12 protein-coding genes are annotated in these 13,250 nt (G+C 55.9%); 8 read left to right on the top strand and 4 right to left on the bottom strand.

All coding sequences use genetic code 11. The annotated features are described in order from the left end of the window. Window positions 1–102 precede the first annotated feature (102 nt). The 6 genes from B2344_RS07430 to B2344_RS16010 all read left to right on the top strand — a co-directional run bounded on the left by B2344_RS07430 (window position 103) and on the right by B2344_RS16010 (window position 7,054). The gene (locus B2344_RS07430) at window positions 103–2,412 is read left to right on the top strand and encodes a Tex family protein (protein WP_290484924.1); all 2,310 of its coding nucleotides are present in this window, start codon (window positions 103–105) and stop codon (window positions 2,410–2,412) included. 273 nt (window positions 2,413–2,685) lie between these two features. Beyond that, window positions 2,686–4,680, top strand: coding sequence for a TonB-dependent receptor domain-containing protein (locus B2344_RS07425; protein ID WP_290479513.1), 1,995 nt, complete (start codon window positions 2,686–2,688; stop codon window positions 4,678–4,680). A 131-nt stretch (window positions 4,681–4,811) separates the two neighbouring features. After that, entirely contained in the window at window positions 4,812–5,453 is a 642-nt protein-coding gene (locus tag B2344_RS07420) for a MotA/TolQ/ExbB proton channel family protein (RefSeq protein WP_290484923.1), read from the top strand. Continuing rightward, window positions 5,431–5,832, top strand: a complete 402-nt coding sequence (locus tag B2344_RS07415; RefSeq protein ID WP_290481650.1) for an ExbD/TolR family protein — start codon at window positions 5,431–5,433, stop codon at window positions 5,830–5,832. Before B2344_RS07420 ends, B2344_RS07415 begins: the two co-directional genes overlap by 23 nt. Further along, window positions 5,829–6,209, top strand: coding sequence for an ExbD/TolR family protein (locus tag B2344_RS07410; protein ID WP_206990574.1), 381 nt, complete (start codon window positions 5,829–5,831; stop codon window positions 6,207–6,209). Before B2344_RS07415 ends, B2344_RS07410 begins: the two co-directional genes overlap by 4 nt. Continuing rightward, window positions 6,206–7,054 (top strand): cell envelope integrity protein TolA, encoded by an 849-nt coding sequence (locus B2344_RS16010; protein WP_414651730.1) that lies wholly within the window; start codon window positions 6,206–6,208, stop codon window positions 7,052–7,054. Before B2344_RS07410 ends, B2344_RS16010 begins: the two co-directional genes overlap by 4 nt. A gap of 27 nt (window positions 7,055–7,081) precedes the next feature. On the opposite strand, the gene B2344_RS07405 is transcribed toward B2344_RS16010, so the two are convergent. Next, entirely contained in the window at window positions 7,082–8,566 is a 1,485-nt protein-coding gene (locus tag B2344_RS07405; RefSeq protein WP_290484922.1) for a DUF2271 domain-containing protein, read from the bottom strand. Window positions 8,567–8,727: 161 nt separating this feature from the next. Here B2344_RS07405 and B2344_RS07400 point away from each other — a divergent pair, with 161 nt between their 5' ends. Both B2344_RS07400 and B2344_RS07395 read left to right on the top strand, forming a co-directional pair. Further along, entirely contained in the window at window positions 8,728–9,525 is a 798-nt protein-coding gene (locus tag B2344_RS07400; RefSeq protein WP_290481648.1) for a DUF4198 domain-containing protein, read from the top strand. A gap of 30 nt (window positions 9,526–9,555) precedes the next feature. Continuing rightward, a complete protein-coding gene (locus B2344_RS07395; protein ID WP_290484921.1) occupies window positions 9,556–10,065 on the top strand; it encodes an EF-hand domain-containing protein in 510 nt (169 codons plus the stop codon). Window positions 10,066–10,422: 357 nt separating this feature from the next. On the opposite strand, the gene B2344_RS07390 is transcribed toward B2344_RS07395, so the two are convergent. The 3 genes from B2344_RS07390 to B2344_RS07380 form a co-directional block, all read right to left on the bottom strand. Then, a complete protein-coding gene (locus B2344_RS07390) occupies window positions 10,423–11,814 on the bottom strand; it encodes an alginate export family protein (protein WP_290484920.1) in 1,392 nt (463 codons plus the stop codon). Between the two features lie 45 nt (window positions 11,815–11,859). Next, window positions 11,860–12,234: a hypothetical protein gene (locus B2344_RS07385; protein ID WP_290484919.1), complete on the bottom strand. Its 375-nt coding sequence runs from the start codon at window positions 12,232–12,234 to the stop codon at window positions 11,860–11,862. A 111-nt stretch (window positions 12,235–12,345) separates the two neighbouring features. Beyond that, window positions 12,346–12,681, bottom strand: coding sequence for an ArsR/SmtB family transcription factor (locus tag B2344_RS07380; protein ID WP_034815462.1), 336 nt, complete (start codon window positions 12,679–12,681; stop codon window positions 12,346–12,348). Between the last annotated feature and the right edge of the window lie 569 nt (window positions 12,682–13,250).

The following is a 13,250-nucleotide window of genomic DNA, read 5'->3' as shown; positions in this document are numbered from 1 at the left end:
ACATTTGGTTAACCTTGATCTCCAAGATGCAAGGCAGCGGTATCGCTTCGGCTTACCACCTCTTTTTCTGGAACTGTCTTAATTACGAAGGCCCAAGTGTTCATGCCTGCAGTCAAGCTGTCTGAATCCGCCGCTTCCTTTTCCATCGCTCAAATAATTGCCCACGATCTCAGCGTTCGCGAAGCGCAGGTTGCGGCGACGATTGGGCTCATTGAAGAGGGCGCGACCATACCTTTCATCGCACGCTATCGGAAGGAACGTACGGGCGGCCTGGACGACACTCAATTGCGGCAATTGGCAGAGCGCTACACCTATCTGACAGAGCTACAAGCAAGGCGTGAAACAATCCTGTCGTCCATTGGTGAGCAGCAAAAACTCACGCGCCCGCTTGAGCGTGCGATCTGGAATGCTGAAACCAAGGTTGAGTTGGAAGACCTTTACCGACCGTATAAGCCGAGACGTCGAACGCGGGCGACAATTGCACGTGAACAGGGGCTCGAGCCTTTGGCCGAAACACTCCTGAAATGTGCAGGTGATCCTGAAAAACTGGCTGTTGCCTATGTTGATGGCACGAAGGATGTGGAAACGGTATCGGCAGCTCTCGAAGGTGCCCGAGACATTCTGATCGAACGAATGGTCGAAACTCCATCCATCGTCCGCCACGTCCGGGAAAAGGTCTGGGAGGCGGGTGAATTGAGTTCACGGCTGGTCAAAGGCAAACAGGCTGACAAATTTCGGGATTATGCGGACTTCGCTGAACCGCTCGAGAAAATGCCGTCCCACCGCGCTCTCGCAATGTTGCGCGGAGAGAAAGAAGGCGTACTGAAAGTCGGGGTCGGAATCCAGACACGCAAGGCTGATACGCCGCGTCAGGCAATCGCTCGAATCTGTCAGGAATTTGGCATTAACGCATCGGGTAGCATCGGTGATCGCTGGATGCGGGAAACCGCCGAAAAGGCTTGGTCGACCAAGCTTGCCAAATCCGGTGCCTCTGACTCGCTGGCCCGTTTGAAGGAGCGTGCCGAGGCAGAAGCGATCCAAGTATTCTCCAACAATCTCAAGGATTTGCTTCTCGCCGCGCCGGCCGGAAAGAAAACGGTCATGGGCATTGATCCCGGCATCCGAACCGGGTGCAAGATTGCCGTAGTCGATGCGACTGGCAAATTGCTCGATACCGCCACCATTTATCCTCATGCGCCGCGCAATGATCGCGCGGGCGCACTGACCATCATAACGCGACTTGCCGCCAAGCACGGCGTGGATCTTGTCGGCGTTGGCAATGGCACAGCCGGCCGGGAAACGGACGCTCTGGTTGCTGAGTTGGGTAAGGCAGCACCGGAGCTGAAACTGGCCAGCATCATGGTGTCGGAAGCTGGCGCCTCCGTCTATTCGGCCTCACAGCTAGCTGCTGACGAGTTTCCGAATCTGGATGTCAGCTTGCGTGGGGCAATTTCCATTGCACGGCGCCTTCAGGACCCGCTGGCCGAACTGGTCAAAATCGAACCGAAAGCGATTGGCGTCGGCCAGTACCAGCATGATGTCGATCAGGCTGCACTCGCCCGCTCGCTCGACGCGGTTGTGGAGGATTGCGTGAATGCGGTTGGCGTCGACGTCAACACAGCCTCCGCTCCCCTCCTCACGCATGTCTCCGGACTTAACACGACGCTGGCCAGCAACATCGTCGCTTTCCGCGACCAGAATGGACCGTTCTTGACACGCAAACAGTTGAAGAAAGTCCCGCGCATGGGCGCAAAGAGTTTCGAGCAATCGGCTGGATTCCTGCGCATCGTTGGAGGCAAGGACCCGCTGGATGGATCCGCCGTACACCCGGAGTCCTACCCAATTGTCGAACGCATCGCCAAGGCAACGAAACAATCAGTGAAGTCCCTGATCGGCAACAAGGCAGTCCTGTCACAACTCAACCCAGCTGACTTCGCTGATGCGACATTTGGTGTTCCTACAATCCGGGACATTATCGCCGAACTGGAAAAGCCAGGCCGCGATCCAAGACCTGACTTCCAGACCGCGAGCTTCCAGGAAGGCGTCAACGAAATCGTCGACCTCAATCCCGGCATGAATCTGGAAGGCGTGGTGACAAACGTCACCGCCTTTGGCGCCTTTGTAGATATTGGCGTTCATCAGGATGGCCTCGTTCACATATCTCAACTGGCAGACCGCTTCGTGGAGTCACCGCGCGACGTGGTCAAAGCTGGCGACATTGTGCGCGTTCGCGTGCTGGAAGTGGATATAGACCAGAAGCGGATCAGCCTGAGCATGAAGTCGTCCGCCGACTCGCAAGCGGGCACGCGTCCCAAACCGGCGCCCAAGGCGCAACCTCGAAAAGCGCTCGAGCCGACAGCTGAAGCACCCCCGAGCAGCCCATTCGACGTGCTGAAATCTCTCAAGCGCTAGCCCACTTGCATAACGGTATTCGAAAGTTAGCTCTCCACTCCAATTCGCAACATGTCAGCCCCAATCCCTCATTGACTGGCAGGGTTGCCGCCAGATGGCCGGCATATGAGTGAATATCTGCCTCCAGGCAGATAGGCCGACACCCCGAATTGGCAGATGATGATCTAAAAGACTCATTTTGCGAATAATTTTCATTTGCAAAACAGATTGCCACGCGCTATCCCGACCCCACATTGCGACTGAGTTGCATTAACGCATTATCTGGAGGGGTCCATGAACCACATCGTAAACCGTAAAACCGCCCTGTTCGGGGCCACAGCGATCGTATCGATCATTATGCTTCAGGCACCAGCCTCCGCGCAGGAAGACGCGAACACTGACAGTGAGGAGTTCCTCGGCACGCTGACGCTCGGCGAGAGTAAAAGGGAAGTCCAGACCGACACCGCCACACCAGTCACGGTCGTCGATCAGGAAGAAATAGAAGACCGCCAAGCTGGCACTGTTGCGGAATTGATTGACTCCGTTCCTGGCGTCTCCCTCGTAAACGGCTCCACCCCGATCGGATCCGGGATCAATATTCGTGGCTTTGGCGCCAACGGCACTTACGGAACTGACCAGAAAGTAGCAATTCAGGTCGATGGCGCGAGCGTGGGCTCGGAAGAACTCTATCGTATTGGCACCCAGCTTTATACCGATCCGTATCTCTACAAGAGCGTCGAAGTGATCCGCGGGACTGTCGGAAGCTTTGAGTACGGATCTGGTATTATCGGTGGGGTTGTGCGCCTTGAGACGATCGATGCGTCAGACCTCACGGGCGGCGAAACGGGGCTCGCCTTCCGTCAAACCCTCGGCGGCGCAACCAATATGGACGGATTCAACTCCTCCAGCACGCTCGCAGTCCAACCCACGGAAAACCTTGAGCTCCTTGCGAACTATTCCTGGCGCGAGCAACACAATCAGGAAGATGGTAATGACAATGTCATTGAGAACAGCGAATTTGAACTGCCCTCCTATCTGCTGAAGGCCCGCTATACGGTCGGGGACCACAGCATGCGCGCCAGCTATACCAATTCTGAGACAACCGAACGGGACAAACCATACGACTCCTTCGGTACGACCGGCGGCGCATTTGGAAATGTGGATCGTGACACCAAGTCCGAAACGATATCGCTTGCCTACAATTTCAATCCTATCACGAATGATTTGGTGAACCTTGATGCGGTGTATTCCTACGCCAATCAGGAAATTGATCAGGAATGTATTGTCGGCAGTGGCCCGTTCGGATGCTTCGCCACGGTCGATGCCGACCATCGCTACGAGACAACGAAGTTCACCGTGAAGAACACAGCCTATATTGAAACAGGCGCTCTGGTGCATGATTTGCGCACGGGCATCGAGTTCATCCAGAAAGAACGTCTTGATGCAAATTCGGCCCCAGGCGGTGAAGACAATCGCATCGCCCTGTTCGTAGTCGACCAGATCGACTTTCTGGATGGATGGACATTCGCACCAGCCCTTCGGTTTGAAAGCTCAGAAGTCGAGGGGACCCTTGATGATGGCAGCGCTGCGAGCTATGACAATGACGCGCTCATGGGCGGGGCATCGCTCCGTTATCAGTTTGACAATGGCGTTGCCCTCTTCGGAAGCTATGCTTACACGGAAAGCCTCCCCATTCTCGATGACCTCGAGAACGAGGTCTATATGAGCCAGCCAGAGATCGGGAAGACTTATGAGTTCGGCGCATCCTACGACCTTATCGGTGTCCTTGGACAGGATGATACGCTTTCCATGAAGGCCAATTATTATCACACGGATCAGGAAGATAACACGTCTTACTCAGGTGTGGACTCGATCGAAATCCAGGGGCTGGAGCTTGAAGGATCGTACGCCCGCCGCGACGGCTACTATGCTGACCTCAACGCCAATATCGTTGATGCAGAACAGACCCGCACAGACAGCACCGTCGCGGATTGGACGAATGCTCCAGCCAACACGCTGCGCCTCACGCTCGGCAAGCGCTTATCGAGATTGGCCGATCTGTCCAGCGAGTTCGTGCTGGCAGATGAAGCAGACCGCAATGGCACGACGACCCCGGGCTTTGCCACTGTCAATTTGCGCGCAACGATCACTCCGCAGGAAGGTGTCCTGAAGGACACATCCTTCCGCTTCGGGTTTGAAAACCTGTTCGATCATAATTACACGCCGCTCCTTTCTACGCGTCCGGCGGCTGGGCGGAACATCAAGTTCACGGTGTCGAAAGCCTTTTAGACAGTACCCCACCGATGCGAGCACCATGCGCGGCTGCCAACAGCTGCATGGTGCTCGCAACAATTCGCCAAACATTCCCGCAGCGAACTGAGTTTCAAAGCGAAATCTGATTGGAAACCCGCATGCTCACAATGTTTCAAAACTTATATGATGTCGGCGGTCCCATCCTTACCATCCTTCTGCTTGCATCCATTTTCACGCTCGCCCTGACAGGCTTCAAATACTGGCAATTTCGGTCGGATCAGATCGGACGCCTGAAGCCGCTCAAATCTGCCATCCGCGCTCTGGACGCTGGCGATGAGCAAGATGCATCGGATCAGCTCCGCGCATCGAAACATTGGCTGGCGAACATTCTTCTGTCCGCTTTGCCGCTACGCGGGCGAGAAGGCCTTGTTGCCCGACTCGAAGCCGAAGCCGACCTCGCGTTGCAACCCTATGAAGGTGGCTTTCGCGTCCTTGATACGATTGCTCAATTGGCCCCCCTGCTAGGGCTTCTCGGAACGGTGCTGGGGATGATTGAGGCGTTCCAGGCCCTGCAATCTGCGGGATCACAGGTAGATCCGGCAGCCCTTGCTGGCGGTATCTGGGTCGCCCTGCTGACCACCGCCGCAGGCCTCTCCGTCGCCATGCCTACATCCATTGCGCTGTCCTGGTTTGAAGCTCAGACTGACCGCGAACGCGCTTTCGCCGAGCATGCATTCACAGTCCTCGTTACACCGGAGACGCGCGAGACGTCAGCCAGAGAAATAGTTGCTGCTGGATATGGCACTTAAGCGCACCCGTCCACGCCGTCGCGCGTCGATCACGTCCCTTATCGACGTGATCTTTCTGCTGCTGCTTTTCTTTATGCTGGCTTCTAGTTTCTCAAAGTTTTCCGAGGTCGAGATAGCCTCAACCACTGCAGCCGCCGGTAAGACCTCCGACAACCCCATCCTTATACTAACCATTGGAGCTGATACCCTTCTGCTGGACGGAAAGGCGGTCCCGCTGAGTCATCTCGCTTACAAGCTCGAAATACATGAAAATGATGAAAGCGTACCGACAGTGGCGGTGAAGTTAACAGACGATGTTACCACGCAAACACTGATTGATGTCCTCGCTGAACTGAAACGTACGCCCTGGATTGAGGTGCTCGTGGTGGAGCCGACATGAAGCGTAGCAAACTGCAAACCCGCCGCGATCCCGTGATCTCACTGATCAACATCGTATTCCTGATCCTGATCTTCTTCATGATTGCAGGAACGCTCGCCTCCCCACCTGATCCATCTGTAAGATTTGTTCAGACCCAAGATCTCGAATGCTGCGTCCCTCCAGACGCGGTGTCGATCGACAAGACCGGTCAATTACGCCGGGGAGGCGCTCCGGTCAGCCTGGAGAGTCTTCTCGACAGCCCGGCGGCAGATACGTCTTCCCTACGCCTTCTTCCCGATCGCGAACTGCCAGCAGTGCAACTCCTCAAGCTGGTGAAAGAGCTTCGAGCGAGCGGTAGGACCAACATCATTGTCGTGACGGAGGACACCACAGGATGACGAAAGCGAATGTGGTCAAATTCTCGATTGCGCTGTCAGCAGCGGCAGCGGCCCACTTGAGTGTGTTGGCGTATACAGTCCCTCACGCTCCGCCGGCATTGGTGGCAGGAAACAGCTTCGGCGTGCAGTTTGGAACAATGGCCTCGTCGACAAATGCTTTCCAGCACGAAGCCCCGCCATCGGACGAACCTGAACCAAGCCCAGCACAATCAGAACAGCCGCCCGCCACCCGCTCCTCACCGTCACCTCAATCACCGGAGGCAGCCCCCAAAGTCGAGAAGACAGCTCCGGATGAGCCCAAATCCGAAACTCTCGTTGCAGACGCTGACCCGCTTTTGCCTGAAGAAAACACTGACGAGCCGGCCGTTGTAGACCGTCAAATCAAGCCGGCAGCTCAGACAGCGCCAACCACGGCAGTTTCCTCTGCGACCTCAGCGGCACCCCAGACAGAACCCGCCGAGTACAAGCCAGCTGGCAACAACTCACACCGAAAAGCCAAAACGTCTGTCAATGCGAATAGTCCAGCTACCAAGAAATCTGGCGGCGACTCTGCTGCAAGCGCAAAGTCCCCAGCAGCAGGAAATTCGGAGCATTCGAACTATTCGGGAGAGGTGATGAGACACTTGTCCCAACTGCGTAGACCGCGCGCTTCCGGTCCCGGATCCGCTCATATTCGATTCACGGTTTCCCCTCGTGGTACGATCAAACACATTGAAGTCTCCCAAAGCTCTGGCTCATCCAGGTTTGATCGTCAGGCCTTGATCTTTGTGAAGAAAGCATCGCCATTTCCCGCTCCGCCAACTGGCATCAGCCACAGCTTTACTGTCGAGATTGAGGGGTCTTGAGGATATTCCGAGGGAACAACTTGAAAATCAGTCCGTCGAGCCAAACCGAACCGAAACGTGTCCAAGCTCATTCCCAGGCTCAATCTCGTGATTGAACGCATCAGCAGAAAGGGTGAAAGTAACGCTCTCATGCTGATGCTCGCCATGTTCGCGAGCAGCTTCAAGATGCAAGATGTACTCGCCTGGACCAACTGTGTGGCCATCATCTGTCCGGCCATCCCATACAAGTTTGTATTGTCCGGGGCGCCGGGTTGGACCTGAGATCGCATCGACAAGGCTCCCGGCCTTTCGGCCAAATCGTCGGTGCCAGTAATAGTTCTCCTCCATCCAGCGCGCTTGTTGACCGGCAAGCATGAGAATCCGCACCAAATTTCTGTCTTTGTCTGCAATCCATACCGCCACATAGGGGCGCTCATAGTCTGCAATATCTTGATCGGGAATCTCGAACTCAATGGAAAATTCATAGCCCGTCGTCCAGCTTGCCTCTATCTCGCTGGTCGCCTTCCCCTCAGGCTTCAAGCCACCCCAACCTGAAGTCTGATGATGTCTTTCATCCTCCGTCACGATCTCCGCTTCTACGCCCGGCAGACTCTCCACGAGATTCAATCCTCTCTTGAGGTCCATCACCAGGAGTGCCGTTGCAAGTGCGTCTGCGGTGATGGCATCTGACGCATAGACCGTCGCCGTGAGAGCGTGAAAGACTGGCCAGCCATCTGCGGGGGATATGACATGGCTATAGGGCTGCCCCCCAACCAAACGATCACGAGGTCCCGAACCGCTTGTTGCGACCGCCCCTTCATTTATCTGCACACGGCCTTCTAACGCTGATCCGCCTTCTCCAAGCTCAGAGCCGCGGGTGATCGCGACGGCCCATTGTCCGTCTTGAGGGCCTGCGCCCCAGGTCCGTATGTCACCCCCAATGTTCATCAACAGTCCTGAAACCTTTGGGGACGCGGCAATGGCCGCCTCGACTGCCGTGTCCAGAATATACCCCTTTGCCAAAGAATCGGTAGCGAAAATCACCTCATCCGGTCGGTTGACGGTTCCCTTCCCTGCATCAATTTCAACACTGGCGCGCCGTATCTCTCCAGCAGTTATTCGCATGGCGGGACGGTTTGGCAATTTGTTCTCACGTTCGGCGACGGCCCATGTATCGATCAAGCTGCCAATACGACAGCTCAGCGCATTCGACGTTTGCATCCGATAGGCTTCACAGCGCTCCAGTACACGAACCATATCGTCAGACACTGTCGTGTCGATGGAGCGATTTAGACGTGATATCTCGCTGGAGTTGTCATACGTGCTGAATACGCCGCGCAAACGTTCGATCTCCTTGAGAATCGCCTCCTCTGCCTTGTCGGCATCTGTCTCTGAGGGGGCATTCACAACAATATCCAGGGACGTTCCGAGAACATGATCATGATGTCGTTTGAACATATCCGCCGTCGCGACACCGGGTAACATGGCCAGCAGAACGGATGTCAAAGCCATGCCTGACAAGGTCTTTCGCATCGAAATCTCCGTGGGTTGAGCGTGCAGACGCGCTGACTGCACTTAAAAGGCGCTGAGCACGACGGCCGCCGCAAAAACCAAAAATCTCTACTTGCAACTAAATCGCATTCTCAGTACATGCAAGTGATAATTATTCTCAATAACGTGACTGAGGGGTCTTTATGACAATTCTGAAATTTGGTGCAGCCGGAATCTTATCGGCTACCACGCTTTGCGCAGCCGCTTACGCTCATACATCTTTTATGTATCCCAATGCATTCGTCACGACGGAAGGCGATCACGTCACTGTGCAGGCATCCTTTAGTGAGGACCCCTTCGTGCCAGAGATCGCCGTTCTTTCGGAGGACTATCATGTCATTCTTCCGGATGGCTCGCGGGAAGACTTCAAGACCCTAACCCAGTTGCGCCAGGTGGTTGTTCTTGAAAGTGATCTGGACACCGAGGGAACCTATCGATTTACCACCGGTGTCCGCTTGGGTCGAAAAAGCAAGAAGGCCCTTGTTGATGGTGAATGGCAGGCGGTTTTCGGACCCGATGCGGAAGTTCCTCAAAATGCAACCGAGGTCATCACCAGTCAGACCGAAACGGTTGCTGACGTCTATGTGACGAAAGGAGCTTCCACGTGGGAGGCGGTCAACTTGCCAATCGGCCGCTTGCTTATCACGCCCGTCACCCACCCAAACGAGATTTATCTAGGAGAGGGATTTGAATTCAAGCTCCTCTTCGATGGCCAGCCGCTTGCTGGCCAATCTGTGGAAATCAAACGGCAGGGCGGAACTTATGAAACGCCGAAATACGAACGCCATGTAGAGGCAGATGACTCCGGAACCGTGAGCCTGTCTTTCGACAAGCCAGGCAAATACCTCCTCATGACCCGTCACGCGGTGGACGCGCCAGAAGGCGCAGAGACTGATGAACGCAGCTACACAACCTCCCTGACTTTCGAAGTTGCTCGGTAAAAACCCTTCCACCAGAACGGAAACCCAAACATGAAATCCATTTACCCGGTCTTGTTGACCCTGGCGCTCGCGCCTCTCGCCGCGTGTGCCACCCATGACACCAAAGCGTCGGCTGAAGCCGAGACTGCAAGCGCGACCGCAGTCACGCCTGAGTCCGAAACTCCACGTCGTTCCGCTGACGGACATAGCAAGGATGCATTCTTCCAAAAGTATGACCTCGATGGAGATGGGCAAGTCACCGAAGCCGAATTCATGTCAGAGCGCGCGAACGGCTATCTCAGACGCGATGCCAACGGAGACGGAAATGTCCAGTCTGAAGAATATGTTTCCGAGTATGAAACCCGTTTGCTCGAGCAACTTGAGGCACAGCGCAAACGCCAAATCGACCAGGCAGATTTCCGGTTTACCGTGCTTGACACAGACGAAGATGGAAATCTCTCGCTCGACGAATTCCACGCCTCCGGCAAGCGCATGTTCTCGACCCTCGACACGAACAAGGACGGATCGGTCGACGATCTGGACAACAAAGATAATTACTAGTCCAGACAGTGCTGAACAAAAACAACCAATCCTCTTGCTGGAATCCAATGGAAGGAGGCGCCTGCCCCCTTCCATTGGATGGCATCCTGACGATTTCCTATTTCGAGATCCGCAATCGCTTGAATTCGCCAACGTCTGAATCAGAACCGGGTCGATGCGCCGTCGAAATTGACGCAAATCCACACCGAGGAATGTATTGCGACCAACTTCTGCACACTCGGTACCCGCCAGACGCAAACATCCCGCGAGCTTGAAGTCCTAGAATAAAAACATACCGAAGACATTACATGCATGCTGACCCGATGGGAGCGCTTCCCGGACGATGAGATAGCGTTCAAACCGGTCCAGGATGGCTCCCTAGAAGGTAAAGGTAAGTTGTGCGTATCCGAACAGTGTCCCGTCCCCATCTGGACCACCCGGTACGTCTTTGGCAAATTCGCCATACATCAGGGCGGAGGCACCGAGTTCCAGGCGGAGACTATCCGGCAGCACCCAGTAGCGTGCCCGCCCGTCCAGCGTGTGTCCGATGAAATCGCCGGATTGGCCGGACGGATCCCGCAGCTTGGCAATGACCCAGCTGTCAGTCTTCGACGCCAGATGCGCCGCATGATAGTAGAAACGGGCGTCCCATCGGGCATTCGGTTTCACTTCCACCCGAAAGCCCGGCGCATTCAGATTGGCGGGAGTCAGAGGCCCGTGAATGCTGGTATTGTTGAGATCGGTCCGCCGGGACCCGAACAGGCGCTCATGCTGGTCGTAATTGAGGTCAAACGGGTCTTCGTCGCCGCTGGCATGATAATATTCCAACGCAAAGCGCGGCTGCCATGGCGTATCGAATGTGTACCCGAACGCCGCAAACAGCATGGACGCTTCCACCTCAAGGCTTTGCGTGTCCGATGGATCGTTTGAGGCGTAGCGGCTGCCGCGTCTCAGGGCGCCTTCTAGGTCAATGTCCCACTGTCCGGAAACAGGCTTCCGGTAGAGACGAAAGCCCGGCGCGAAATAGGACCTGTCAGGCGTCGGGAAGTCGCCGGAATCCCGCTCTTCCAGTCCGTAGGCGAACACTTCGCCCCAGAGGCCCGGCGCCAAAGCCGGCAAGATATCCGCGCGGCGATAATGCACGCCCCAGATGCGCCGCTCCCACTGTTCCTCATCCCCTGACAGTTCATTGTCATCCAGCGCAGGCCGCGCATCCGGATAGCGCGCGGTCGGCACGACATAGACCAGATGGAGTTCGTCCCCGCGCTCAGCCGTGGAGACGAAATGCGCGCCGGTATAGCTCTTGATGACATTGGCAAAATCAACGCGCTCGATCTGGCGTTTCGAGCCGATGGAGACCGTTTGCCGCCCAAGGGTCAGCTTGCTGGACGACCCCTCTCCGAAGACGCCCGGTAACTCGTCGATGCGGGCATAGAACTGGAGAAGGTCCAGCGGATTGGCGATGCTGCTGGAGAGCGGCGTGCCGGCATCGGCCAGATAGGTCCGGCTGTCCTGTATCTCGACCCCGAAAGAGATCGGCCCGGTGTCTGCTTCAGCCAGCAATAGGCTGCGGAACAGTAGCAATTGGTCGCCGCCCTCACCGCCGGCCCGAAACTGCCCCTGCAGCGTCTCATAGCGGACGCGGGTCTCACCCTTGAGCGTCAGCCAGGCCGGAGTGTCTACGGCATCCCTGAGCCGAAAAGCCTCCTCCGCCTCGGCAACAGAGCATATGTGCGCCATCAGCGCGAAGGCCCACAAAATTCGTCGCATATTCTCTCCCGCTTCGCGCCCGAGTCACGTTGCGGTTCTAAAACATTATTTGACCGAGAATTGAAGTGTTCCGCTGGTCTCAGCTGGAAGAATTGTCTGGCAAATCCCGCTTTCAAACGCGCCGAACGGGCATGTCAGGCCTTCCTCCATCAGTTTCAAGGTGACCGGCGAGGCCCCGGTCTGATAGGTGCAGGCGGCGGTTGAGACATCGCGCACAAACAACATGTCCGTACTGGTTGACCCTCGCCCCTTCACGCTGGCATTCGCCTCACCCCGTCCGGTGACCGCGACACAGTCGATATCCCAGTTTCCAGAGCCGCTTGCGCGCAGCTCCAGGTCACCGGTTGTGGCAGAAGTTTCGGCCGCTGCCTGGACCGAGTCCGGCGCGCCCGCGCAGGCCGCCAGTCCTATACCGGTCAAAGCGATTATAGCGTACGTCCTCAGTCCAGTTCGCATATCATCCTCCCGTGCGACTTTGGAAAGACTTTAGCGCGATACAGACTTTATTTCAATATTCTGCCGAATATTGATTTAACAATTTATTTTCGATTTCCTGGCGAGCGGATCACACACTTCTGGATGACCGTGACAGCAATTGTCGACCAGCACCGAGAGCAACTGGTTCACGCCATCAATCCTGGCCGTATAGATCATCCGGCGCCCGTCACGCGCGACGCTGACCAGCCCGGAATTCACCAATATGTTGAGATGTCCCGACAGCTTGTTAGGCGCGACGTCCAGATGTTCGGCAATGGCGCCTGCCTGCAAACCTTCCGGCCCCGCCTCCATGAGGGCCCGGAACGTCAGCAGCCGGGTCTCCTGCCCAAGCGCGGAGAGCTGTTTCAGCGTGTCGGTCAGATCAGTCATACGGGCGATTCTACCGCGTTTGGGCCGCGTGTACAGAGCGGCGTGAAATGGACTCTCAGGACCACAGGCCGAGAATAACCGTCACTCAGGGCAAAGTCACTATTCCCACTCGATGATGAAAGAACTGCAATTTTTGTATTGAATCAATACCTTGCAAAAAACCTGTGGAAAACTACCGTCGCCGATTCCGGCAATATCATTCCGTAGGCAAATTGAATGATGCACGCATGACGTATCGTTGCAGTTGACACGATTCCGGTGCACGGCCTGAGCGTAGCCGAATTACGGTGTCGGCTCCAGTTCGCCCTGACCTCAGCACTGCCGGACTGGGCTTAAGTAGCGGGACGCTCAACACAAAGCTCGGCAAGTTACATTTCATCGGACAGAAGCGCGCCTTGTCCGAGGGTTTGAAACATACCTCAAGCTACCAGCCCCCTGACCGACGCACACGCCGGATCGCGGTCCTCTCGCCGTTTAGCTTTCACGCGCCCCAAGCCTACATTACCATGTGGCGAACCACACACCAATCAGCCCCTTGACTGTCAGAAATACTTGCCCTATTTTCTGAC

Source organism: Hyphomonas sp. UBA3195 (assembly GCF_002366485.1).
In the GTDB taxonomy this organism is placed as follows: domain Bacteria; phylum Pseudomonadota; class Alphaproteobacteria; order Caulobacterales; family Hyphomonadaceae; genus Hyphomonas.
The sequence above is the reverse complement of the archived record's forward strand: the minus strand, read 5'-3'. Positions and strand labels throughout refer to the sequence as shown.